A 24,725-nucleotide genomic window follows, 5' to 3' on the forward strand; every position below is an offset into this window, starting at 1 on the left:
AAAAATTGATTAGCCACAATTAGCCACCATTCTAATGATGAATTTGTAGAGTAGCTGATAATTGTCGAAAGACCAAGTCCCAGCCCCCAGCTTGATTCATCGGACCTCAAAACTCATTTTCTATGGATTTTCGGGTGTAAAAAGCAGATTTACAGATTAAAAATTAGTAAAAAAATACCTATGCCAGGTAAGCAATAACTTATACACTTTTAATACTTTAAACCTTTACAATTCAACCCTAAATCCCAACCACCATGTTTAACAGAAGAGATTTTATCAAAGGACTAGGCCTCACCTCAGTAGGATGGATAGGCTTCGGAGATTCGGTTTTTGCCAACATTCAAAAAGAAGTAAAGCTTCAGAATTTACCTTCAGTGTTTTCCCCAATTCGAATCAGGGGACGGGTATTGACAAATGGTCAGGGTCTTCGCGGCGTTGCGGTTTCTGACGGAAGGATGGTAGCCCAAACCAATTCTTCCGGGGAATTCGAATTGATCTCAGGAACTGATCGTGAGTTTGTATTTGTATCGCTTCCTTCAGGCTATGAAATCCAAAAACAGGCAAATGGATCAGCTTCCTTCTTTCAAAGGATCGATCACAGCAAGTCTGAACAAAATCTCAGTTTTGAATTGAAGAAATCTGTCAATTCGGATGAAAATCATCACTTTTTGGTGCTGGCAGATACACAAATTCAAAATGAGTACGAAGCAAATCAACTGCTCACCGTGGCTGCTCCCGATGTGCAGAAAACCATTGCTTCGCTTGATGACCCCAATATATTCGGAATTGGCTGTGGAGATTTGGTTTTTGACAAGCTGGAACTTTTCAAAGAATACAATCAGTCGATTCAAATGTATAATATCCCATTTTTTCAGGTGGTGGGTAATCATGACATGGACTTTGGCGGTCGGTCCGATACGACCACCACAGGCACATTTAAAGGTCATTTTGGACCGACTTATTATTCCTGGAATCGGGGAGAGGTTCATTATGTTGTCTTGGATGATGTGTTTTATCTGGGCACAGGTACCAAATACATCGGACACATTCCGGAGGAGCAGTTGGCCTGGCTGGAGCAAGACTTGAAACTGGTGGAAAAAGGAAAAACCGTCGTCGTATCACTGCATATTCCAAGTTACACGGGTGCGGTAACGCGCTACCCTGATCGGGATACGCTTGGTGGGACGGTTAGCAACAGGGAGCATCTGTATCGCATGCTGGAAGGCTACAATGCTCACTTGATGTCAGGACATACCCATTTTAATGACAACATGATCAGCCGCCATGTCTATGAGCATTGTCATGGGACGGTTTGCGGTGCCTGGTGGTCTGGTCCGATCTGCTTTGACGGCACGCCAAGCGGCTATGCGATCTATGAAGCCAATGGCTCCGAATTGCAGTGGAAATACAAAGGAACCGGCTTGGATATCAACGAGCAATTCCGGGTTTATCAGACAGGATATCACAAAGACTTCCAAGAGGAAATGTCACTCAATTGTTGGAATTACGATTCTGCATGGGAGATTAGCTGGTTTGAGAATGGAATTAAAAAAGGTGCACCTGAGAAGCGACTGGCACTTGACCCATGGAGTGTGGAACTGCACACCGGCCCAACTCTTCCCACCCGTCGCACTTGGGTGGAACCACAGCTGAACGATCACATGTTCTTTTTTAAACCTGAGTCAAAAGAGAATTTGGTGGTTGAGGCCAAGGATCGATTTGGGAATGTGTATTCGAAGAGGGTGTAAAATACCTGGGTCAAATTAATAATCTTTTGTCCCTAAATTGTAACTGAATCAAATGCAATGATAATGAGCTCTCTCTTGCGGTGTCTCGGAGGAGAGCGTTTTATTATTTTAAAGATCTCTCAAAATTATACTGGTTAATTCAATCAAAGGACAGGGATTTTTTTTTAACTCTTCGGATTGAAACCTCTGGGAATGATCTCAAAATTTCCAGTTTAAGGAGTATTCTGTGAAGGAGAAAAGGTCCATCTTACCACTTAGTCTATCCAAATAACTTCTTTTATTCGCCTTTTCTGGTAGAAATAAGGCAAATCCCCCTCCGTTATTTCTCCAAAAACTTAAAATCCTTCTCCAAACTGGCTTGAGAACTTCCTCCAACGAATACTTTGAAATCCCCATGCTCTACAATCCATTTGCCATCGTTATTATAGAAACCGATGGATTTCTCAGTGATTTGAAAGCTGAGTGTTTTACTTTCTCCGGCTTTTAATTCCACCTGCTGAAAGTCCTTTAATTCCCTGACAGGTCTTACCACACTTGCAAACAGATCCCGGATATAAAGTTGAACGGTCTCTTTGCCGGTCACACTTCCTGTATTTTTCAAATCAATGGATACCGTGATGCTTCCGTCTTTCGCAAATCCATCCGAACTCAATTTCAGATTTGAATAGTCAAAACTGGCATAGCTTAAGCCATATCCAAAAGGATACATGGGCTCATTTGGCGAATCCATATAGTGTGACCAAAACACCAAATCTGAGCCGGGATTGGTCGGTCTGCCGGTTGCCTTGTAATTGTAATAAACAGGAATCTGTCCTACATTTTTCGGGAAACTCATCGGTAGTTTGCCGCTTGGGTTGTAATCTCCATAAAGAACCTGAGCCAGCGCATTTCCGCTTTGAGTTCCCAAATGCCAGCCTACCAAAATGCCAGGAATTTTTTCAACAGCCCAATCGATGATCAGTGGTCGACCATTCATCAGTACGAGTACGATATTTGGATTCACCTTGTATACTTCCTCAAGCAGTTCCTGTTGCAAGCCGGGAAGACCCAATTCGGTTCGACTTCTGCCCTCACCGGATTGGAAGCCATGTTCTCCAAGAACCATCACTACCACATCCGCATTTCTTGCAGCATTTTTAGCCGCTTCAAAACCGGATCTGTCAGTGGTGTTAATTTTGGTTTCAAAGGCAAATCCCGGAGTGCCTTCAGTGAATTTTACCCCTTCCACATATTCGAGCGAATTTCCCGGAAATGCATTCATTCCCTCCAGAACAGACACCGCAGAATTAGGTTCTCCTAAAGCCCTCCAACTTCCAAGCGGGCTATCTTTGTCTCCTGCCAATTGCCCGATCAGTGCGATTTTCATCCCCGATTTTCTGAGTGGAAGGAGCTGTTTTTCATTTTTCAACAGCACCACGGATTTTTTGGCCATGTCAAGTACAGCATCCTGAAAATCTTGTCTACCCGTTACTGTTTTTTCACGATCCTCATCGCAGTATTTATAGGGATCATCAAATAATCCCAATTCGTATTTCACGGTCAAAATCCTTCTAACCGCATCGTCGATTACGGATTCTTTCACCTTGCCGGATTGGACCAGCGCTGTGAGATGCTCCACATACAAGCGGGATTCCATGTCCATATCCGAACCAGCGTTGGCCGCCAACTCGGCCGCTTGCATCCCGTCTTTTGCGAAACCATGTGGAATCATTTCCCCGATAGAACCCCAGTCAGAAACCATAAAACCCTTGAAGCCCCATTTTTCTTTCAGTATTTCACGCTGTAGGAAAGAACTTCCTGTGGCAGGAATTCCATTTAAAAGGTTAAATGAGTTCATGAAGGTCTTGACATCAGCCTCCAAGGCCGCTTCGAAGGGAGGGAGGATATCATTGTAAAGTGTGGATGTGCCTACATCGACCGAATTGTAATCCCTGCCTGATTCGGAAAAACCGTATCCGGCAAAGTGTTTGGCTGTAGCGGCAATGGTATTTACAGCTTTCAGATCATCCCCCTGAAAACCTTTCACTCGGGCGTAAGCAATCCTACTCCCTAAAAAAGGATCCTCACCGGCACCCTCCATCACACGTCCCCAGCGGGCATCCCTTGAAATATCCACCATGGGGGCGAAAGTCCAATTAATCCCCGCAGCGGCCGCCTCTTCCGCCGCTACTTCTGCTGATTTGCGGATTGCTTCCAAATCCCAGCTCGCTGCCTCTGCCAATGGAATTGGACTGATTGTTTTGTATCCATGGACTACGTCATATCCAATGATTAACGGGATTCCAAGGCGGGTGTCTTCGACCGCTATTTTCTGGACAGCCCGGACGTTTTCGACTCCCGTTACATTCAGCATGGAGCCAACTAATCCCTTCCGAAGTTGCGCATACTTGACAGCAGCATCGCCTTCTTGGGGTACAGGTCCAGTCACTTCCCAAAAGCCATTGTATTGATTCATTTGGCCAACTTTTTCATCCAAGGTCATCAGACGAAGAATAGAATCGACTTTTGAATCAAAGGTTGGATTGAGGGAGGATTTGATGGATTGGGAATGTGCGGACCCTATAAATAGGATTACCAAAAGAATTGCTGGACCGAAATTTTTCATGCGTTTCTTGTTTTTTGTAAAGGATTAATCTGCCTGCCAAAGGGAAATGAAGGAAAATCATTCCTTTGTTTTCGGGCTTCTTTGAAATCTTTTATACATCACTAAAGAACTGATTTTAATCAAATTAAACCGACTTGAGGATCGATTTTACCTGTTCAAGTTAAGCTAAATAAGAGTACAAACAACAGGGATAACTTAGCCTGGCGTTTGATATAAATCATGTTTTGAATCTTTTTTTGTTTTGGGAAGTTGGCTTTGAAATCCCACCGTAGGTTCGTCGCGGTCAACAGATCAAAATCTTCGGGCATTGCTGAGCCTCAAAGGTTGTCGACCAAAAGCTTTAGCTTTTCTCTGTGCTCTCAAAAAGTATTGAAAGGGAATGGGGGTTTGAAGATTAAAAGGAGCTCAAAACTTGAACTCCTTTGTCTTTTTTTCTTTGTGGTGAAAACCTTTCAGGTAGAGGAAAAAAGCAGTCTGAAGACTGCATTATAGAGGGTCCAAGTCGAAAGACTTGAACCATCTGCGCTTTAGCTTTTCTCTGCGTTCTCAAAAATGATTGATGGGGAATAGAGGTTTAAAAATTAAAAGGAGCCCAAATCCTGAACTCCTTTCTCTCCTTTTTCTCTGTGGTGAAAAAAAGAAAAAAAGCAGTCTGAAGACTGCATCATGGAAGGTCCAAGTCGAAAGACTTGAACCATTCGCCTCGCTGTCACCAAGCTATCCCGTAATCATCTCCGTAATTACTGGCGGCGCCCCACAATGTGCCGTGCTTCCAATCCATCCAAATGGCGGTAATTGGGCCTGAGGTTTTGGTCCAGAAGTCCATCACATAGCCGCGCTTCAGCAGATCTTTGCGAACCCAGTCGGGGGTATCATTGCGCAAAGTAATCGCTCCCGGCTTGATCTCATGATCTCCGAAGCTGCTCTGCATCTGATAGGAATTGAAGTTTGGGGCTTCGGCTGCTTCCTGCACATTCATATCAAATTCGACTACATTGAGGAAAAACTGAAGGAGGTTTTGGTCTTGAGAATCTCCGCCCTGCACGGCAAAAGCTAACATCGGTTTGCCATCTTTCATGGCTAAACTAGGTGTCAGGGTTACCCTTGGTCGTTTTCCGGGTTCGGGAAGGTTGTAAGGATTCAGATTTTCATCCAGAACAAAACTTTGCATCCGTTGCGAAAGTCCCACACCGGAATTTCCGGCGATCACCGCAGGAATCCATCCCCCGCTTGGAGTTACTGAAACCACCCAACCTTCTGCATCTGCAGCCTCTACTGAGGTAGTTCCACTTTGGAAGTCTGCAAGGAATTTTTCATCCACCAGCGAATTGATTTCGGATGGGTCCAGCAGGGCCATTGCCTTTTGATTCTTTTTCAATAAATCCATATAAGGGTTCGTACCTCCCTGAAAAGGGTAGGGATCTCCGGGGCCAAGCTTCGGATCATTGACTTGTCCGATCAGCTTTGCACGTTCCCTTGCATATTCTTTGGAGAGTAAACCTTTCATCGGTGACTTGACAAAAGCCGGATCGCCGTAATAAAAATCACGGTCTGCAAAAGCTAAGCTCATCGCTTGATAGACGGTGTTGATGTAGTTGGCGGAGTTATACCCCATTGACTTGAGGTCAAAGTTTTCCAGGATGTTCAGTGATTGAAGCAAAGCAGGTCCTTGTGTCCATTCCTGCAGTTTGTAGACATCGATGCCCCGGTAATTTACGTGAAGAGGTTCCTCAATTTTTACTTTCCAATTGGCAAGGTCGGCTTCTGTGAACAGTCCGCCCTGCTCTCTGGTACCACGAACGATTTCTTTGGCGATGTCTCCTTTATAAAATCGGTCATAGGCAGCGTAGATGGCTTCCTTTCTGGTTTTTCCTGCTTTTAGCGCGGACTTTTCAGCTTCGACCATTTTGGATAAAGTCTGGTACAAATCCTCCTGAACGAAGATTTCTCCCGCTTCGGGTGCTTCTCGTTTTTCTCCCGGATGGGTAAGGAAAACTTTTTTGGAATATGGCCATTCCTTGATTTGTGCTTTTCCTTTTTCAATATTATCTGCGGTCTGAGCTTCGATCGGATAGCCTTTGGCTAAGTCCATAGCCGGACGGAGGATTTGCTCCAAACTCATCGTGCCATATTCAGCCAGCATGGTCATGATGCCACCCGGCGTGCCGGGAGTCGTTGCGGCCAAAGGGCCATATTGCGGAGGATAATCCATGCCTTGAGACTTGTAGAATTCCACTGTGGCACCTGTCGGGGCATACCCAAGTGCATTGATGGCAATTACTTTTTTTGTGTTGGGATTGTATATTAAAGCCTGAGTTTCTCCGCCCCACGAGAGGACATCCCACATGGTGGAAGTGGCCGCTATCATGGCACAGGCTGCATCGACGGCATTTCCTCCTTGCTGGAAAATCGCTGCTCCTGCAGTGGCCGCAAGTGGTTTTCCGGTGATGGCAACCCAGTTTTTACCATGAAGAATGGGCCGCTGGTTGGGTGTAGTGCCAGCCCCAAGTCCGGGAAGACCCTGGGAGAAGGTGGTGTGGGTGAGAAGGAGGAGGGCTAGTAGTAAAAGGTTTTTCATATTGGTTTGGGTGACTGATTTCGGATTTCGGAAGTCGGATTTCGGAAGTCGGATGTCAGATGTTGGATTACCGATGCTTAATGTGATTTAATCTTTTGGGTTCAACAATATCATTTTTTTCATAATGTATCTAGTTAAATTACAGGAAGGAGATTGGATTTGGGCTTCATCAGTCATCGGTCATAGGACATCAAACCTCTAGAGAAATGAAAATGAGCCATAACTTTGCACCCCCCTCAATCCCCCTCATCCAACAGCTGATTCATGATAGGAACAAAACCCGGGAATCTGGAATTATAATTTGTGAAGAGTTGGAAAATGGATCCATTCTTTTTCAAATCCATCTCATTTTCTTCCACAAAGGCTTGCATTTCGGCAGCCTTTTCTCCGAAAATTTTAAATAGTTCTTTCCGCTTTTTTGGAACTTCAAAGAGATCTTTTCCTTTCAGGTAGTAATACACATTTCGCTTAATGATCTGATCGTTTCGATTCCCTACCATCAAGGCGGTATTGTAGTTGGATTCTTTGAAAATTGCTTTGGTTCTTCGCATCAAAGGTAAATCTCCTTCTACCAATACCTCGAAAAAACCGGAAATGGGCACATTGTCTTCTTTGAAATCCATGCCGTTGACAAAGTATCGGGGCACTTTGTAGCTGCTGTCCATCCAGACTATATTCTGAATTCTGAGTCCGGCCATGGTGGAAACCAGATTGTTTTCCGGCTCCATCAATTCGAATGTATTGGAATTGATGTTGTATCGAACTCGAAATCCTTCCAAGACAGTTTGATCTCGGTAGAGAAGGATAGAGGCCACATTCCATTTGTTGTCGAGGTAGAAATTTCCCTCCAGTTTTTTGGGTTCGGGAGCAATTCCATAAATCGTATTTCCGATGAAGTTTGGTCGCTCCACCAGCAGTCGGCTGACATTGGTGGCACGAATGGTTTTTTGCAAGGCAGCACCCGTGCCTTCACTTCCAAATCTGACCAAGTAGATGTTTCCAAGGTTTAGGTCACCTTTGAGTTGAATTACTTGCTCATAGGTATTATAACCGGGCAGGGTGATGGCGAGATTATACTTTTGAGAAAGGATATTTTCTATCAGAAAATTTCCTGCTCCGTTGCTCAAGTCACCATAGACTGTGTTTCGAAGTGTGACTGATGCTCCTTCTATATATTCCCTCGTGTCAAAATCCATGACCCTTCCACTGAGGTTGAAATTTTGACTAAAACCCAAAAATGGAAGAAAAATGGTCAAGCAAAGGAAATAGATTTTTCGTGGTTCGATCATTTCTCAAATTACATTGAATGATAAAGTAATATAGTCCAAACTTAGAATTGATGCTAAATGATTTGAGTTTGGCTGGTTTGAATTTTTAACAGAAGGTTAAGGATTGGCTTTGTATTGTTTAACACCGTATATTTGAAAGGGTCGGTTATGTTTAGACCTTATTTATTTCTTTAAATCACCAATAATTTGAGTTTTATTAATTTCAATTTTGAGCCTTCACTACAGGAAGGTCTCGATGCCATGGGTTTTGATCGCCCAACTCCAATTCAGGAAATGGCAATTCCGGTAATCATGCAAGGCAAAGATTTGATTGCCTGCGCTCAAACCGGCACAGGAAAAACCGCAGCGTTTGTACTTCCTATTCTCAACAAAATATCCAAGTCAGGTTCAAATAAACTGAATACCTTGATTTTGGCACCTACCCGTGAACTTGCGATTCAGATTGATCAGCAGATTCAGGGTTTTTCTTACTTTTTAGGAGTGAGTTCGGTACCAATCTATGGTGGAGGCGATGGGATTGTGTGGGAACAACAAAAGAAGGCTCTGGAGACCGGAGCAGAAATCGTGGTGGCTACACCGGGTCGCTTGATAGCATTGCTGGCAGGTGGGAAAATGGACCTAAGCACATTAGAGCATTTGGTCTTGGACGAAGCTGATCGAATGATGGATATGGGTTTTTCGGATGATATCCTTAAGATCGTGAACTACCTGCCTCAGAAACGCCAAACAGTTCTTTTCTCGGCTACCATGCCGCCAAAGATCAGACAGTTCAGTATGAAATTTCTGCAGAATCCTGAGGAAATTTCGCTCTCAATAGGGAAAACTGCCGAAGGGGTGACACAATCGATGTACTCTGTTTACGATGGCCAAAAGGAAGAATTGGTACGTCATATTCTTTCTCAGAAGGCTTACGAAGCGGTAATCATTTTCGCCTCGACCAAAGACAAAGTGAAAGCATTGTACAAAGTGCTCAAAAAGCAATTTGACATTGAGGCTTTTCACTCTGACCTGGAGCAGGTGGAAAGAGAAAAGATCATGTCCAATTTTAAAAATAAGGCGGTAAAGATCCTGATTGGAACAGATATCATATCGCGTGGTATCGATGTAGTGGGCATCGAGTTGGTCATCAACTTTGATACCCCGAGTGATCCGGAGGATTATGTCCACCGAGTAGGCAGGACTGCACGAGCAGACAAAGAAGGCGAGGCAATCACGTTTGTCAATCCAAAAGATCAGCACAAATTCGTACGGATAGAAAGTCTGATCGGAATGGAAATCACTAGAAATCCACTTCCTGAAGGTTTTGAAAAAGGACCGGAATACCTTGGGGAAAAAGCTAAATCTTCGGGCTATTCATCAGATCCTTCTTTCAAATCAAAAAGCAAAAAGAAGAAAAGTCCGGGAAATAAACCTGCGGGTGAAAAAAGAAATTCAGAATCAGGTTTCAAGCACAGGGCAGATTTTAAAAATGCTCCGCCAGCTCATAAACAAGAAGCACCGAAACAAGAAGCTAAAAAAACTGAGCCCTCGGATACTCCAAAATCGGAAACGCCGAGTAAGTACGGACAGCGAAAAAATGTGATTGACTCCTGATTTTCAAGGGATTGTTTTGGTTTTTATGAAGTACTTCAGGTAACTTGAAGTACTTTTCATTTTTAACCAAAGCGCTATGCAAACCATCAAATTCAGATCAAGGGGCCCCTATGTCTCTTATCTTCAGGAACTACTCGGGAAATTAGGCTATCAAATTTCTGCCACCGGTTACTTTGGCAATCTTACGGATGCAGCAGTAAGGGATTTCCAGAAAAAAAATAATTTAGTAGAAGACGGCGAAGTCGGTATCAAATCTTGGACAGTTTTGATTGACAAAACCAGACCAGCCCAAACCCTCAGTGACAAATTTTTGGGTGAACAAGACTTAAGAGATTTTGCTCAAAAGCACAATCTTGAGCTTGCAGCAGTAAAGGCAGTAAATGAAGTAGAAAGTAGTGGCAAAGGCTTTTTCGTAGACGGCCGGCCAAAGATCCTTTTTGAAGGACATATCTTTTGGAGACAGCTTCAGGAAAGAGGCCTCAACCCGAGTACCCTATCCAATGCTTCGAATGAGGATGTGCTCTATTCCAGATGGACCAAGTCGCACTATCTAGGTGGTACAAGAGAATATGATCGGCTGGAAAAGGCTTCCAAGCTTTTGCCTGATCCCAAAGTAAAAGAGGCTGCATTGGCCTCTTCGTCTTGGGGCAGTTATCAGATTATGGGATTTCATGCCAAAAAGTTGGGATACGATTCAATACAAACTTTCGTTGACCAAATGTACATTCACGAACGAAATCAACTGGAAGCCTTCGGCAGATATATTGCTGCATTCGGTTGCATCAACCACTTACGTTCAAAGAATTGGGCTGCTTTTGCCAAATGCTACAACGGGCCAGGCTATGCTCAAAATAAATACGATATAAAAATGGCTCAAGCCTATCAAAAACACTTAAACCATCAATGAACTTAAAGGAACTTAATCAGCTATTTCAGAGAGATTTAGAGAAGCTTGGAAATGAGTTAAAGTCTTATTCAAAGGAAGAAAATCTCTGGATAGTTGATAAAGGAATTGCTAATTCAGCAGGCAATCTCACGCTCCATATTTTTGGAAATTTAAGGCATTTCATCGGATTAGATTTTGGAGGAATTGCCTATTTAAGAAATAGAGAGCGTGAATTTGGTGTAAAAGGTGAAACGCGGGAGTCTTTATTGGAGGAATTGGAAGAGGTTAAAAAAATCGTTTCAAATTCAATTCTTGGACTAAATCCCAGTCGTCTCGGAGACAAATCTCTGCATGATTTCTTTGGTCATGGGATGTCCATAGGTTTCTTTCTGATTCACCTATATGGGCATTTTAATTACCATTTAGGACAAATTAATTACCACCGAAGATTACTGGATTGATTTATTAAAAAGTTTGTTAAAACTGATTCGATCCAGTTCGAATTTTTATAGAAAATTCACTTTCTGTACTATTTTTATATGATGGGTCCCTTAACGACAAATATTCTTCTTTTTTATGGCATACTCTTTTTTATCAATGTGCCTGCCTATTTTCTTGGGCTAAGATTTGAAGGGAATGAACATAAAAGGCGCCTTTGGTTTGAACCACCGGGTTTTGTTATACCAATTGTTTGGGTCTTTCTTTTCCTATTGCTTGCAATTTTACGCTATAAACTGGTTCAGATTGAAGCTGATTACCTTGCTAAAATGACCATCGGACTGGCTGTTGTTTGTGCTAGCTATGCCTATTATACCCTGGGATTGGAAAAGCTCACGGGAATCTCCGCCTTGAAATTTGGACTCATTGGGAATGTAGTTGTTATTTTGGTCGCACTTTGGGTGGGAGTGACTGTAGCCGAACTTTCTTCCAACCTTTCTTACCTGGTTTTCCCTATTGTAGCTTGGACTTTTTTTGCAACGATGATTATTTTGGGTCAGCTCCGGTTGGCAAAAAATTAAATCTGTTCCGTTTTTTTATCAAAAAGAAAAATAAGTAATCCTAGGGCAAGTATGCCTAATCCCGCAAAGCTTTCCATCGGTCTATCCCAGAAAAGGTAAATCATCACCCCACTACTGAAGATGATGTAACTATATTGAAGCCAAGGTTTAAAAGGGCTCTTGAACCCAATTTCCTTTTTTATTCTGAGTGAAGAATATACAGTAATTGTTCCCATCAGCTGTAGGACAAATCCAGCATAAAGCATAATCTGCTCAAAAGATCCGGACAAAAAGAGTATTAAACTGATTCCTGTATTAAGCAGAATTGAGCGCACAGGTATTCCATTGGTGTTTACTTTGGCCAATGGTTTCCAAAGTTTGAAGTCCTTTGCCATTGCATAGGTGATACGAGGACCTATCCAAGCATATCCCGAAATGGTAGCGATCAGTTGAATCCCAATAAAGAAGCTTACCCAAAGCGCCCCTGTTGCCCCGAATAAATTACCAAAAGCAATATCTGCTACCTCTACCTTTCCAATCAGCTGTGCAATTGAAGCATGTCTCAAAAAGACCATCTGGAGTAGGAGGTAGAATACCATAACTGAGAAAGTGGCCCAAATCAGGGCTTTGGGCAGGTTTTTTTCCGGATGATCCACTTCCTCGATTATATATGCAGCTGAATTCCATCCCGTGTAGGCATAGAATACATAGATCAGCGAAACGGCGAATCCTGGCATAATCACTTCTTTTTGCCAGGAAGAGGAAAAATCAAATGATGAGACTTCGGCAGAAGAAGAATATCCGAAGCCCAAGATTATCAAAAGGATGACAAAAGCAATTTTGATCAAGGTAAGAACATCCTGAAAATGGGCCGACCGGCTCACTGAAAAAATGTGAGCAACTGGTACAGCTAACAAAAAGAACAAACCAGGGTAAATCGTATTGCCTAAAATGGGGCTCAAATAACCATTCATTGCCATGGCAGCAATGGCTATTGGGGCAGAGAAGCCAACAGTTAGAGAAACCCAAGCATATAAATAGCCAACTGCGGGATGAATGGCTTCTGAAAGGAAAATGTAATCCCCGCCAGTTTTCCGGAAGTGAGTACCCAGTTCTGCATAGGTAAAGGCACCGACGAGAGCCATCACTCCGCCCAAAGTCCAAAGCAAAAGTATGGACCAGGTATTTTGAACTTCTAGCAGCTGGAAACCCAAGCTAGTGAAGACACCTGTACCAATCATACTGGAGATTACCAGTCCGGCAGCGGTTTTCCATGAAATCTTGGAGGTGGCGTAGCTCAAAGGCTTAATTTTTCAGAGTTTTGGGAGTTATTCCAAAAATGGAGCAACATTATTTTTTTTCCTTCAACCAAGTAAAAAAGGGTTATATGCTTATTGATGAGGAATTTTTGAACTTCCTTTTCCTCAACTTTCTGAAAAGTGTAATAATTCGTGAGAAGTAATTCTAATTTCTCGTCGACATCTTGGACAAATTTATTAGCTATTCGTAAAGACCATTTCTTTTCCAAATACTCTAAAATTTGGATGTATTCTTCTGAAGCATTATATGTCCATACAAACTCCACTATTGGAAAAGATGAGGAAATTTTAACTTTAGTTCATCTTTCATTTCTTTATGGGTTTTTGTTCTTCCATTTTCCCAGTCGTCTAAACCTCTATTTATTCCTTCTCTTTCTTGCTCAGAAACTTGAAATATGATTTCATTGCTTTCGTTTGCAGCTTTCAACTCAAATAAATAATTTAAGAGTGATTGATTTTCAAGGTTTATGATCCAATCAATTAAATCCTTTTTTTCTCCTGCTGGGATCATGGCTGTCAGTATTTTAAATGAAAGTTAAAAATTATTCCTCGTATTGAAGAAAGTTAATAACAAAAAAGCACCCCGAAAATTCAGGATGCTTTTAGTCGAAATACTTACGTGGATATGCCTAAAGGTTGCTCTGACAATTTCCAACAATCAATCGAAAATCGAATGGAAGACCGAAGACGGGAGACCGAAGTAGCCTAGATCTATTTTTAGACCCGTTCTATATTCAAGTATCATCTACAGGTGAAGTAACTTATGAATACTTAAAGTAAGTTCAAAGTCAACATTGATCAATATCCAATTGAATCCTTTGGACTATTGAAATACTTAATAAACAACGGATGTTGATTATAACTTCGGTCCTCGGTCTTCTGTCTTCCAGCTTTTCCCACTACTTCTTCACCGTCTCAAAGATATCAATCGGTGTGGCTTTTACTTTCTCTTCAAAAGCTTTCCAGTCACCGTTCATGAATTTATTGACTTCGGCGATCGCTTCTTCTGCAGATTCTTTAGCCTGCGAATAAAGTCGTTCTTCTGTGGCGCCAGGAGCTCCAAAGCTGGAGTTTGCATAGCTTCGTGGTATGAACTGTCGGGTCATCGTAGTAGGGTAGAGGTTTCGTACGATGCCCTGACCTTCTCTCGTTGGACCGTTGAATGCCTCTCTGGTCTTGTCCAGTTTCTTTTTGATGTCCTTCGTCGCCTCAGCCAATGCTTTCGCCTCAGGTGTATTGATATCCTTTATCATTGCATTGACCTTATCGATTGTCTTTTGAGCGTCGTTCAATTTGGTATTGGCTGCTGTGACTTCAGTAGAAAGGGCTTCATTTTTCTTTAAAAAAGCATCCTTAGCCTGCAAATCAGCCATCTGAACATTGATTCTTGGATCCATATTTACCTTGATCGAAGTCTCAGAAGAATCTGTGCCATAGATAAACACGGCTCTGTATATCCCAGGAATCACACTGCCTCCACTTGGCTCAAAGAATCCGGCACGACGTCCGCCGCCTTGTCCTCCGCCCCCAAATCCGCCTGTCATTTCGGCTGTGGACTTGCGGTCAAGATTCCAGATGATTCGGTTAACTCCTTTTTCAGGAAGCGTTTTGAGTGTTCTGATCTGCTCGCCTGAAGCATTGTAAATCTTTACAGTGACCGAGTCCAGCTTTTCCTTTTGGTCATTAATGAGAAAGCTCATTCTGCCGCCGAATTCTCTATTTTCTCCTGCATATTTTCCATCTGCCATAAAACGCTCCCCATGTGCCCGCTGAATTACAGCTTGATAGGCTTCAGGCGAAGGGAAGGCAGTAATTTTGGCATTCGGTGCCGCTCCGTTGTTTTTTGCAAAAGCCCGCAAAGGTCTTATGTCATCCAAAATGTAAATCGCTCGCCCGAAGGTACCGATGACCAAATCAGCTTCTCTTTCCTGAATCGTCATGTCATAAGTAGACACCGCTTTTGGATAGCCATGTTCCCACTTATTCCAAGTTTTGGCTTTGTCAAAAGAGACATAAAGTCCAAACTCAGTCCCCAAGAACACCAAGTTTGGCTCTTCGGTATCTTGCTTGATTGATAAGGTATAACCCCACACTTTGCTGTCATCCGCAATTCGAGTGAAAGTCTTGCCGTAATCTGCGCTATGATAGGCGTAGGCAGCGAAGTCATTGTTTCGGTAGTTGTTGGCTACTACCCAAACTTCACCTGCATTGTACTTGGAGGCTTGAACCTGAGGAATCCAGGATGCTTTTGGCAAACCGGTAAGCTTAGCGGCTACATTAGTCCATGTCTTTCCACCATCCTGCGTTACCTGCAAGTTGCCGTCATCTGTTCCTACCCAGATGACGTTTTTGTCCACCGGACTTGGAGCAATTGCAATAATTGTCGTGTGGTTTTCTGCGCCTGTGATGTCAAAAGTCAATCCACCGGTAAACTGCTGTCGCTGCTTTGTAGAATCATTGGTGGTCAAATCAGGAGAAATAATTTCCCAAGTTTCCCCTGAATCTGTAGACTTATGCAAAAACTGAGAAGCATAATAAACGGTATTCACATCATGTGGATCCTGTGCGATAGCCGCATTCCAGTTATATCTCAAGAATACATCTTTATCCGGATGCGTTGGTCTAATGGTTCTATTGTGTCCAGTCAGCTTGTCAAATCTCGAAACGTTACCACCCTGAGACATGGTATAGCCATATCGGGAATCAGCAGGATGAGAAACCACATCGAAACCATCACCAAAGGAGATCTCCTGCCAGTAGGTATTTCGGATGCCATCGACTCTCCAAAGATAGGCCGGGCCTGTCCATGAACCGTTATCCTGCATTCCTCCATATACATTGTATGGGATTTCATTATCCACATTGATGTGGTAAAACTGACCTACCGAAATTCCTTCAGCGAAGTACCAGGTTTTACCCATGTCACGGGAGATATTCAATCCCCCATCATTTCCATTGATCAAAAGGGAAGGGTCATTGGGATTGATATACCATGCGTGATGGTCGGGATGTACGCCTTCATAGGAGAGTAGTTCACGGAAGCTTTTCCCTCCATCCTCAGAGATTCCTACCCGGGAGTAAAGTGTGTAAAGTCTGTTTTCATTTTTCGGATCTGCATAGATTTCGAAATAATAAAATGGTCGATCTCCAATTTCACCTTTGTCGTTGACCATGGAAAATTTTTCTCCCCCATTTTCTGAGACATAGAGTGCATTTTTGGACGATTCAATCAGTGCGTAAACTTTGCTGCTGTTTGCTTTTGAAATTGCAAGGCCCATTCTTCCCAGTTTACCTTTTGGAAGTCCATTGTCTTCTGCATTAAGCTTCTTCCAATTGTCCCCACCATCATGGGTTACATAAAGGCCAGAGGATTCTCCTCCTGATTCAAAAAACCATGGGTAGCGTCTGTGCTGCCACATGTTGACAAAGATCTTATTGGGATTATTTGGGTCCATGATCATTTCACCCACACCGGTTTTGGTGTCGATGTAAAGGATTTTTTTCCATGTTTTTCCGCCGTCTGTCGTTTTATATACGCCACGGTCCTCCTGTTCTCCCCAGGGAGAACCGATCGCTCCAACAAATACAGTGTTTGGATCATCAGGATGTACGATGATTCGATGAATTGCTCTAGTTTTCTCCAAGCCCATCATCTGCCAAGTTTTTCCCGCATCCATGGATCGATAGACTCCATATCCCATGTTGAGCGAGTTTCTAGGGTTTCCTTCGCCGGTACCTACCCAAATAATATTCGGGTTTTTCTGATAGATGGAAATCGCACCGATGGAGTGGACTTTCTCATTGTCAAAAATCGGGTTCCAGGTGATTCCCCCAGAGGTGGATTTCCAGAGTCCGCCAGAGGCTGAACCCGCATACATAATGTTGGGATTGTCATGGATGGCATCGATGGCAGTAATTCTGCCACTCATTGCTCCCGGTCCAATACTCCTGGCTTTCATGGACTTAAATAAGTCCATGTTGACTTGCTGTGCTTCTATGCTGAAGCTGAACAAGACCGCCAAAATCAAGAGATAGATTTTTTTCATTTGATTAAGTAGGTTTCTTTTACTTCGTTAATTAAAATAAAAACAAGGACTCGGAATCGGTTTTTTATTCCAATGGGAGAGAGTGAGGCAGAAATATTGCCGAATCGATTTTTTACGGCTGGTTTGGGGTTTGAACGAGATTTCTTTTTCTTTAGAAAAAAATTACTCAATATGATTAAAAGTATAATGAAGCCTTTTATAGGGCTTTTTCTTTTTGTGGGGGCCCTGGGGGCCAATGCTCAAAACGGTCGATTTCAACAAGCCGTCCAGTACACCATGGATGTGAATATGGATGTCCAAAGCAATCAGTTTACTGGTAAGCAGGTGCTCAAATACACCAATAACTCGCCTGATACACTGAATAGAGTGTTTTATCATTTGTATTTCAATGCGTTTCAACCCGGCTCCATGATGGATGTCCGATCCAGAACCATAGCAGATCCAGATAGACGTGTAGCATCCCGAATTGCCAAACTAAAGCCAAACGAAATTGGCTACCTCCATGCCAAAACTTTGACAATGAACGGAAAAGCCCTGAAGTTCAAAGAGGTGGAAACGATCCTTGAGGTGGATTTGGAGGAAGCGATTCTACCTCATTCTACCGTGACTTTTGAAATGGAATTTGAAGGTCAAGTACCCATACAAATCAGAAGATCAGGCAGAGACAGTGAGGAAGGCGTGCGCTATTCCATGGCCCAATGGTATCCAAAAATGGCAAACTATGACGAGCAGGGCTGGCATGCAAATCCATACATAGGACGTGAGTTTTATGGCATTTGGGGTGATTTTGATGTGAAAATCACGATTGACAAAAGTTATGTTTTGGGTGGGACAGGTTACTTGCAGAATCCCAATGAAATTGGCCATGGATATGAAGACGAGGGAGTTAAGGTTCCCACTCCTTCAGGAAAGAACCTCACTTGGCACTTCAAAGCTCCTATTGTTCATGATTTTATGTGGGGAGCTGATCCCAAATACAAACACGACAAAGTGCTGATGGAAAATGGAATCACGGTACACCATTTTTATATACCAGGTGCAAAAACAACGGAAAATTGGGAAAAGCTGAAAGAGTACACTCCAAAAGCCATCGATTACCTTTCTAAGAATTTCGGGCAATATCCATACAAGCAATTCTCGGTAGTACAGGGAGGAGATGGAGGAATGGAATATGCGATGTCCACTTTGATTACAGGAGAAAGACCATTGCAAAGTTTGGTTGGAGTGATGGTTCATGAATTAGCTCATAGCTGGTTTCATGGTGTTTTAGCGACCAACGAATCGCTTTATCCTTGGATGGATGAGGGATTTACCAGCTACGCCACCGATCTGACGATGTCCAATATTTTCCAAACCTCATCCAATCCAAACAGAGGCTCATACAACGGATATTTTAGACTGGCAAAATCAGGCCTTGAAGAACCCTTATCTACGCATGCGGACCACTATCATACCAACTCAGCTTATGGTGCTGCTGCCTATTCCAAAGGAGCAGTATTCTTGTCCCAATTGGGTTATGTGATCGGAGATGAAGTTAGAAACCGGGCGATGTTACGGTATTTCGAAACTTGGAAATTCCGTCATCCCAACGTGAATGATTTGGTAAGAATTATGGAAAAAGAAAGCGGGTTGGAGTTGGATTGGTATAAAGAATACTTTGTAAACTCGACAAAGACCATCGATTATGGAGTCAAAGAAGTAAAAGGAAGTGGTGGCAATACCGAAATCACACTCGAACGAATAGGATTGATGCCGATGCCTGTGGACCTTGTCGTAACTTACAAGGATGGAACTTCGGAGTTGATTTATCTGCCCTTGGTGATCATGAGAGGGGAGAAAGGCGCTGAGAACGGAATGCCGGTCAGAATTCGGACTGAGGCTTGGCCTTGGACGAATCTGACAAAAACACTGGTATTGACAAAAGATTTCAAAACCATTAAGTCAGTGGAAATCGATCCGAGTAAACGGATGGCTGACCTACAGCCTGAAAACAATAAAGTGGAGTTTTAGGCTCCACTTTATTAGTTATCCGTACAAAAAAAGGTGGCATTAATGCCACCTTTTATTTTTTGGATCAACCGGCGTTCTTCTTATTCTGAACTTCAGTACGAATTTCCTGGGCCAGGTTTTTTAGGTCCTGCATTCCTTTTCTTACTCTAGTTCCGGCTGCTTGATTGCCCTTCTCATAGAATTTCTCGAAATCACCTTCTAGGTCCATTACAAGATTTTTTACTTCACTAAATCTGCTCATAGTAAAAGTTTAATTTTAAGGTTGATGATAAGTTTATTACGATTCAATATAGGTCAAATACTTACTAATTCAATCCAGAGGGCATTTTTTTTACTTTTTTTTTTTATTCGACAATCGATAGTGCCAATTCTGAATTTTTATAGAACCCACTAGTGAGCTTGTCTTTTACAGATGCGAATGCCCGGATGGTTTCCTCGACGTCCGCTATCGTATGAACTGCTGTAGGGATTAATCTCAAGATAATCATTCCTTTAGGTATGACTGGGTAAATGACCACTGAACAGAAAATACCGTAATTTTCTCTCAAATCCCGAGATAGTGCTGCCGCTTCTCCAACAGTTCCATTGAGTACAACAGGGGTAACCGGAGAATCTGATCTTCCAGTGCTGAATCCATTATCATGGAGCCCTTTTCTCAAGGCATGAACGATTTTCCAAAGGTCATCCTTCAATTCCGGCTTAGACCTCAAAAGCTCAAGACGCTTAAGCGCCCCTTCTACAAGCAGCATCGGGAGCGATTTTGCGAAAATCTGCGAGCGCATATTGTATCTCAAATAAAGAATCACATTTGCATCTCCCGCGATAAAGGCACCTATTGATGCCATAGATTTTGCAAAAGTGGAGAAGTATAAATCAATTTCTTCTTGTACTCCTTGCTCTTCACCTGTTCCAGCACCGGTTTTACCCATTGTGCCAAAGCCATGCGCGTCATCTACCAAAAGTCTGAAATCAAATTTTTTCTTCAATTCAACGATTTCTTTCAGCTTACCTTGATCTCCTGTCATGCCAAATACACCTTCGGTGATGACCAAGATTCCGCCTCCGGTTTCTGCTGCCAGTTTGGTAGCGCGCTCCAGTTGCTTTTCGCAGTTTTCTATGTCGTTGTGAGGAAATACATAGCGCTTGCCCAAGTGCATTCTCAAGGCATCTATAATGCATGCGTGACATTCGGAATCATAGACTACCACATCTTTTCGATCCAAAATAGAATCGATCACCGACATAATTCCCTGATATCCGTAATTCAACAAGTAGGATTTCTCTTTGCCAACAAACTCCGCCAACTCGTCCTCAAGCTGCTCATGCAGGCTGGTTTGACCCGACATCATTCGAGCTCCCATAGGATAAGCGGCTCCCCATTTCGCAGCAGCCTCAGCATCAGCTTTGCGTACTTCCGGGTGATTAGCCAAACCGAGGTAATTATTTAGGCTCCATGTTAGCACCTCTTTTCCCTGAAATCTCATACGAGGCGCAATTTCGCCTTCAAGTTTCGGGAATGAGAAATAGCCGTCTGCAAACTCAGAGTGTTTGCCCAAAGGGCCCATGTTCGTTTTTAATTTTGCAAATAGATCCAAAGTAATATTGAATTTAGAGTTTCCTGAATTAATGAATTTTCATTAAAAGTGTTCAAAAATAATCTTTTACCCGTTGCAAAGCAAAAATCCGCCCGTAAGCACTTGTATTCTTCATAAATCGAATATTTCCAAGCCAGTACAAAGTTGGATGATTATAAACGATCTGCCTAGAGCAGACTCGTCTGTCTGTCGGTAAAGTTCATTAAAGAGCGGTAATATGGCCTTTAAAAATCAATTACAAACACATAAAAGCTCGGATTTATTTCCTTATTTCGCTTCGCGCCAATTGCCCAACCCAAATAATTCGTATTAGAGAACAATGCCAAAAATCAAAAAACTTTTAGTCGCAAATCGTGGTGAAATAGCACTTCGAATCATGCGTACAGCTCAGGAAATGGGAATCGCCACCGTAGCGGTTTTCTCAGAAGCCGATCGACTATCTCCGCATGTTAAATTTGCCGATGAGGCAGTTTGTCTTGGCCCCCCACCATCCAATCAGTCTTATTTATTGGGAGAAAAGATAATTCAAGTTTGTATAGAACTTGGAGTGGATGCCATTCATCCGGGGTATGGATTTCTTTCGGAAAATGCCGCTTTTGCCAAAAAAGTATCCGAGTCAGGTTTGATATTTGTCGGTCCTTCACCCGAATCAATAGAGGTCATGGGCTCAAAGCTTGCAGCTAAGCAGGCGGTTTCAAAATATGATATCCCCCTTGTCCCGGGAACAGAAGAAGCCATATCTGATATCCCAATTGCAAAGACAAGAGCAGCTGAAATAGGATATCCTATATTAATAAAAGCCTCCGCCGGTGGAGGAGGCAAAGGAATGCGGATTGTTGAATCTGAGTCAGAATTTGAGGAGCAAATGAACCGGGCTGTTTCTGAAGCGCAATCTGCATTTGGTGATGGAGCGGTATTTATCGAAAAATTCATCACTTCTCCTCGTCATATTGAGATTCAGGTTTTAGGGGATCAGCATGGAAATACGGTTTATCTTTTTGAACGGGAATGCTCAATTCAACGTCGACATCAGAAAGTAATCGAAGAAGCACCATCAGCCGTGGTGTCGCCAGCAATGCGAAAAGCTATGGGTGAGGCCGCAGTAGGCGTTGCAAAAGCCTGCAATTATTATGGGGCCGGCACAGTGGAATTTATCGTCGATGATAAATTGAATTTTTACTTTTTGGAAATGAACACCCGCCTTCAAGTAGAGCACCCGGTGACTGAAATGATCACGGGAAAAGATCTTGTTCGTGAGCAAATTTTAATAGCGGAGGGCAATCCCCTTTCTTTTGCCCAGGAAGACCTTAAGATTCATGGTCATGCTGTAGAAATTCGCGTTTACGCCGAAGATCCCAAAAACAATTTTCTGCCTGATATCGGAACTCTTGTCACCTACAGAAGACCTCAAGGCCCCGGAATCCGTGTGGATGATGGCTTTGAGGAAGGAATGGAAATTCCCATCTATTATGATCCGATGATTGCCAAGCTGATCACACATGGAGAAAACCGTCAGGATGCGATTGATCGCATGATACGTGCAATCAATGACTACCGGATTACAGGAATTCAAACTACCCTGGACTTTTGCAGATTTGCTTTGGAGCACGAAGCTTTCGTTTCAGGTAATTTCGACACCAAGTTTGTAGAAAACTACTTTCGGCCTGAAAAATTGGAACCTGTTTTCTCAGAAGAAGAAAAGGAGTTGCTGGCAGCTTTGGCAGTGGAGTTTTTCGAAAAAGAAGAAAACCGTGTCAATCCTTCCAAGCCCATCAAGTCACTTCCCAGCACTAATTGGAAAAACCGACTGGTCTGATGGCAGAAATTTTACCGCTTAAGGCCTGGAGATATAATGAGAAGCTCGCTCAAAATTTGGAAGACTTAACTGCCCCGCTTTTTGATGTGGTGTCGACCAAGCAAAGAGAAGTGCTCTACGGAAATCCCCTCAACAGTATCCATCTCTCTGTACCACAAGGAGAAAATCCCAGCGAAAATGCTCAAAAGATTCTCCTGAGGTGGAAATCAGAAGGTGTTCTTGATCAGGATTCATTACCCGGAATCTATATTTACTACCAATATTTCCGTCTTCCGGGAGATCATGAGGAGCGCTGTAGAAAGGGATTCATCGCGCAGATAAAAGCCTACGATTGGGAGGAAAATCAGATTCTGCGCCATGAGAGCACGATTGTTTCTGCTGTGAATGACCGAATCGATTTACTTCGCGCTACAGAGATCCAGTCCAGTCCCACGCATGGCTTATATGAGGATGAAGGCACAGAATTAGAATTTCATATGGATGCAGCCATCGCATCGCCCCTTTATGAATTGGAAGATTACCAAGGAGTCCGGGAAGTCTTGGGTGTGATTCACGATGCAAAAGTGATTTCGAGATTTTTAGCTGTTTTAGCTGATAAAAAAGTAATTCTCGCAGATGGACATCATCGCTTGGAAGGTGCAATTGAATATAAGAAATTACAGCAAAATGCTTTTCCTGAGGCCAAATGGAAAGGCTCTGATTATCATTTGATGTACTTGACCAATGTACACGGCAATCACCTGAAGATCCTTCCGACGCATCGGCTTTTTTATGGCTTGGATCTTTCGGAAGCTGAACTTTTAGATCGAATCGGCCTATGGTTTGACATCCGCCCATTTGGTGATGCGGATGAATTGGTCAATTACACGTTCCAAAGGAAATGGTCATTCGGATTGATTCTTTCGGAAGAAGCCTATGTAATCAAGTTTAAGCCTGATCGATTCGAAGAAGTTCGTCCTGAATTGCCGGAGTCATTGAGAAATCTTGATTTGGTAATTTTACACCACATCTTGTTTGAAAAGATTTTGGGATTGAATGGAGAGCAGCAGCGAAAGTCAGATCAATTGGCGTTTGAGCGGAATTTCTCAAGGTGTGTTCGTGAAGTTCGCTACGGGAAAGCAAGTTTTGCAATCATCACCCGGGAAATCGAATTGGAGCAAGTATTGGAAGTGTGCAAATCCGGAGCAGTGATGCCTCAAAAATCCACCTATTTTTATCCAAAAGCACTCGGGGGATTGCTTTTTGGAAGTATTAAGCAGGAAGAATTTGATTATGACTATGGAGCCTTTTTTGACCAAACTACACGATAAACGAATCATTTTGGCTTCCAATTCTCCCCGACGACAGGAGCTGTTGAAAGCCTTGGGAGTTGATTTTGAGGTGAAGGTTCATCCTGTGGATGAGACAGTCCCTACGGATTTACCAGCCGAGTATGCAGCAGCATATTTGTCAAAACTTAAGGCCGATAGCTTTCCGGTTCCCTTGGGAGAAAATGAAATCCTGATTACCGCGGATACCATTGTGATCGTGAAAGGCCGGATTTTGGGTAAGCCAAATTCGGAATTGGAGGCCTTTGAAATGATCAAAAGTCTATCGGGTGCCACGCATACGGTGATGACAGCGGTTACCTTCAAGGATTCCAAAAGACAGATTACCGTCGAAGATGAGGCAAAGGTTTCCTTTCGCTTTTTAGAAGAAGATGAAATCTGGTATTACATCCGAAACTTTAAGCCATTTGACAAAGCAGGTGCTTATGGGATACAGGAATGGATCGGATTTGTAGGTGTGACTTCAATCGAAGGATCGTACTTCACCGTGATGGGCTTTCCTCAACATTTGGTCTATCAACAGCTGAAGAAGTGGTGAAAATACAGTACCTCACAGATGACACAGATCGACACAGATCCTAAGAAACCCATCTATGGACATCTGTGCTATCTATGAGTACTTTTGGTCTATCAACAGCTGAAGAAGTGGTGAAAAATCTGTACCGCACAGATAACGCGGATAGACACTGATCCTAAGAAACCAATCTGTGGACATCCGTGCTATCTGTGAGTACGTTTGATCTTTCATCAGCTGAAGAAGTGGTGAAAAATCTGTACCGCACAGATAACACAGATACGCACAGATCCTAAGAAACCCATCTATGGACATCCTTGCTATCTGTGAGCACTTTTGGTCTATCAACAGCTGAAGAAGTGGTGAAAATACTGTACGCACAGATAACACAGATACGCAC

Annotated in this window: 18 protein-coding genes; 9 read left to right on the forward strand and 9 right to left on the reverse strand. The window is 42.9% G+C overall.

Annotated elements, in window-relative coordinates; all coding sequences use genetic code 11:
- Positions 1–254: 254 nt before the first annotated feature.
- A complete protein-coding gene (locus tag Q8M62_RS15650) occupies positions 255–1,748 on the forward strand; it encodes a calcineurin-like phosphoesterase family protein (protein ID WP_304900080.1) in 1,494 nt (497 codons plus the stop codon).
- Positions 1,749–2,067: 319 nt separating this feature from the next.
- Here the strand turns inward: Q8M62_RS15650 and bglX are convergent, their stop codons facing one another.
- The 3 genes from bglX to Q8M62_RS15665 form a co-directional block, all read right to left on the reverse strand.
- Positions 2,068–4,353, reverse strand: a complete 2,286-nt coding sequence (bglX, locus tag Q8M62_RS15655; protein WP_304900079.1) for a beta-glucosidase BglX — start codon at positions 4,351–4,353, stop codon at positions 2,068–2,070.
- Positions 4,354–5,062: 709 nt separating this feature from the next.
- Positions 5,063–6,931: a gamma-glutamyltransferase family protein gene (locus Q8M62_RS15660; protein WP_304900078.1), complete on the reverse strand. Its 1,869-nt coding sequence runs from the start codon at positions 6,929–6,931 to the stop codon at positions 5,063–5,065.
- A gap of 236 nt (positions 6,932–7,167) precedes the next feature.
- Positions 7,168–8,220, reverse strand: a complete 1,053-nt coding sequence (locus tag Q8M62_RS15665; RefSeq protein WP_305668194.1) for a carboxypeptidase-like regulatory domain-containing protein — start codon at positions 8,218–8,220, stop codon at positions 7,168–7,170.
- Positions 8,221–8,406: 186 nt separating this feature from the next.
- On the opposite strand from Q8M62_RS15665, the gene Q8M62_RS15670 reads away from it, so the two are divergent.
- From Q8M62_RS15670 to Q8M62_RS15685, 4 genes are all read left to right on the forward strand, one after another.
- Positions 8,407–9,813: a DEAD/DEAH box helicase gene (locus tag Q8M62_RS15670; RefSeq protein WP_304900077.1), complete on the forward strand. Its 1,407-nt coding sequence runs from the start codon at positions 8,407–8,409 to the stop codon at positions 9,811–9,813.
- A gap of 76 nt (positions 9,814–9,889) precedes the next feature.
- The gene (locus Q8M62_RS15675; protein WP_304900076.1) at positions 9,890–10,720 is read left to right on the forward strand and encodes an N-acetylmuramidase family protein; all 831 of its coding nucleotides are present in this window, start codon (positions 9,890–9,892) and stop codon (positions 10,718–10,720) included.
- Positions 10,717–11,160, forward strand: coding sequence for a DUF1572 family protein (locus Q8M62_RS15680; RefSeq protein WP_304900075.1), 444 nt, complete (start codon positions 10,717–10,719; stop codon positions 11,158–11,160). The genes Q8M62_RS15675 and Q8M62_RS15680 overlap by 4 nt, the downstream gene beginning before the upstream one ends.
- 78 nt (positions 11,161–11,238) lie before the next feature.
- Entirely contained in the window at positions 11,239–11,718 is a 480-nt protein-coding gene (locus Q8M62_RS15685; protein WP_304900074.1) for a TspO/MBR family protein, read from the forward strand.
- On the opposite strand, the gene Q8M62_RS15690 is transcribed toward Q8M62_RS15685, so the two are convergent.
- From Q8M62_RS15690 to Q8M62_RS15700, 4 genes are all read right to left on the reverse strand, one after another.
- On the reverse strand, positions 11,715–12,998 hold the full coding sequence (locus Q8M62_RS15690) for an APC family permease (RefSeq protein WP_304900073.1): 1,284 nt from the start codon (positions 12,996–12,998) through the stop codon (positions 11,715–11,717). The two genes, Q8M62_RS15685 and Q8M62_RS15690, sit on opposite strands and share 4 nt — an antisense overlap.
- Positions 12,995–13,282 carry a type II toxin-antitoxin system RelE/ParE family toxin gene (locus tag Q8M62_RS21585; RefSeq protein ID WP_370690539.1) on the reverse strand — a complete coding sequence of 96 codons (288 nt, stop codon included), beginning with the start codon at positions 13,280–13,282 and terminating at the stop codon, positions 12,995–12,997. The genes Q8M62_RS15690 and Q8M62_RS21585 overlap by 4 nt, the downstream gene beginning before the upstream one ends.
- The gene (locus tag Q8M62_RS15695; RefSeq protein WP_304900072.1) at positions 13,282–13,527 is read right to left on the reverse strand and encodes a hypothetical protein; all 246 of its coding nucleotides are present in this window, start codon (positions 13,525–13,527) and stop codon (positions 13,282–13,284) included. Before Q8M62_RS15695 ends, Q8M62_RS21585 begins: the two co-directional genes overlap by 1 nt.
- A gap of 388 nt (positions 13,528–13,915) precedes the next feature.
- The gene (locus tag Q8M62_RS15700) at positions 13,916–17,062 is read right to left on the reverse strand and encodes a hypothetical protein (protein WP_304900071.1); all 3,147 of its coding nucleotides are present in this window, start codon (positions 17,060–17,062) and stop codon (positions 13,916–13,918) included.
- 171 nt (positions 17,063–17,233) lie between these two features.
- Between Q8M62_RS15700 and Q8M62_RS15705 the strand changes: the two genes are divergently transcribed.
- The gene (locus Q8M62_RS15705; RefSeq protein WP_304900070.1) at positions 17,234–19,072 is read left to right on the forward strand and encodes a M1 family metallopeptidase; all 1,839 of its coding nucleotides are present in this window, start codon (positions 17,234–17,236) and stop codon (positions 19,070–19,072) included.
- 64 nt (positions 19,073–19,136) lie between these two features.
- On the opposite strand, the gene Q8M62_RS15710 is transcribed toward Q8M62_RS15705, so the two are convergent.
- Positions 19,137–19,313, reverse strand: coding sequence for a histone H1 (locus Q8M62_RS15710; RefSeq protein ID WP_304900069.1), 177 nt, complete (start codon positions 19,311–19,313; stop codon positions 19,137–19,139).
- A 103-nt stretch (positions 19,314–19,416) separates the two neighbouring features.
- Positions 19,417–20,667, reverse strand: coding sequence for an aminotransferase class I/II-fold pyridoxal phosphate-dependent enzyme (locus Q8M62_RS15715; RefSeq protein ID WP_304900068.1), 1,251 nt, complete (start codon positions 20,665–20,667; stop codon positions 19,417–19,419).
- 319 nt (positions 20,668–20,986) lie between these two features.
- On the opposite strand from Q8M62_RS15715, the gene Q8M62_RS15720 reads away from it, so the two are divergent.
- Genes Q8M62_RS15720 through Q8M62_RS15730 form a run of 3 tightly spaced genes read left to right on the forward strand, consistent with a single transcriptional unit; the run spans position 20,987 to position 24,349 of the window.
- On the forward strand, positions 20,987–22,483 hold the full coding sequence (locus tag Q8M62_RS15720) for an acetyl/propionyl/methylcrotonyl-CoA carboxylase subunit alpha (RefSeq protein WP_304900067.1): 1,497 nt from the start codon (positions 20,987–20,989) through the stop codon (positions 22,481–22,483).
- Positions 22,483–23,793, forward strand: a complete 1,311-nt coding sequence (locus tag Q8M62_RS15725; protein ID WP_304900066.1) for a DUF1015 domain-containing protein — start codon at positions 22,483–22,485, stop codon at positions 23,791–23,793. The genes Q8M62_RS15720 and Q8M62_RS15725 overlap by 1 nt, the downstream gene beginning before the upstream one ends.
- Positions 23,762–24,349 carry a Maf family nucleotide pyrophosphatase gene (locus Q8M62_RS15730; RefSeq protein ID WP_304900065.1) on the forward strand — a complete coding sequence of 196 codons (588 nt, stop codon included), beginning with the start codon at positions 23,762–23,764 and terminating at the stop codon, positions 24,347–24,349. Before Q8M62_RS15725 ends, Q8M62_RS15730 begins: the two co-directional genes overlap by 32 nt.
- Positions 24,350–24,725: the final 376 nt, after the last annotated feature.

This window comes from Algoriphagus sp. (genome assembly GCF_030694375.1).
Lineage (GTDB): Bacteria > Bacteroidota > Bacteroidia > Cytophagales > Cyclobacteriaceae > Algoriphagus.

Excerpts from the sequence above, each read along its gene's own strand:
- Q8M62_RS15710 (WP_304900069.1), bottom strand. The coding sequence starts at position 19,313 with ATGAGCAGATTTAGTGAAGTAAAAAATCTTGTAATGGACCTAGAAGGT.
- Q8M62_RS15650 (WP_304900080.1), top strand. The coding sequence starts at position 255 with ATGTTTAACAGAAGAGATTTTATCAAAGGACTAGGCCTCACCTCAGTA.
- Q8M62_RS15725 (WP_304900066.1), top strand. The coding sequence starts at position 22,483 with ATGGCAGAAATTTTACCGCTTAAGGCCTGGAGATATAATGAGAAGCTC.
- bglX (WP_304900079.1), bottom strand. The coding sequence starts at position 4,353 with ATGAAAAATTTCGGTCCAGCAATTCTTTTGGTAATCCTATTTATAGGG.
- Q8M62_RS15660 (WP_304900078.1), bottom strand. The coding sequence starts at position 6,931 with ATGAAAAACCTTTTACTACTAGCCCTCCTCCTTCTCACCCACACCACC.
- Q8M62_RS15705 (WP_304900070.1), top strand. The coding sequence starts at position 17,234 with ATGATTAAAAGTATAATGAAGCCTTTTATAGGGCTTTTTCTTTTTGTG.
- Q8M62_RS15685 (WP_304900074.1), top strand. The coding sequence starts at position 11,239 with ATGATGGGTCCCTTAACGACAAATATTCTTCTTTTTTATGGCATACTC.
- Q8M62_RS15730 (WP_304900065.1), top strand. The coding sequence starts at position 23,762 with ATGGAGCCTTTTTTGACCAAACTACACGATAAACGAATCATTTTGGCT.
- Q8M62_RS15700 (WP_304900071.1), bottom strand. The coding sequence starts at position 17,062 with ATGAAAAAAATCTATCTCTTGATTTTGGCGGTCTTGTTCAGCTTCAGC.
- Q8M62_RS15675 (WP_304900076.1), top strand. The coding sequence starts at position 9,890 with ATGCAAACCATCAAATTCAGATCAAGGGGCCCCTATGTCTCTTATCTT.
- Q8M62_RS15680 (WP_304900075.1), top strand. The coding sequence starts at position 10,717 with ATGAACTTAAAGGAACTTAATCAGCTATTTCAGAGAGATTTAGAGAAG.
- Q8M62_RS15665 (WP_305668194.1), bottom strand. The coding sequence starts at position 8,220 with ATGATCGAACCACGAAAAATCTATTTCCTTTGCTTGACCATTTTTCTT.
- Q8M62_RS15695 (WP_304900072.1), bottom strand. The coding sequence starts at position 13,527 with ATGATCCCAGCAGGAGAAAAAAAGGATTTAATTGATTGGATCATAAAC.
- Q8M62_RS15720 (WP_304900067.1), top strand. The coding sequence starts at position 20,987 with ATGCCAAAAATCAAAAAACTTTTAGTCGCAAATCGTGGTGAAATAGCA.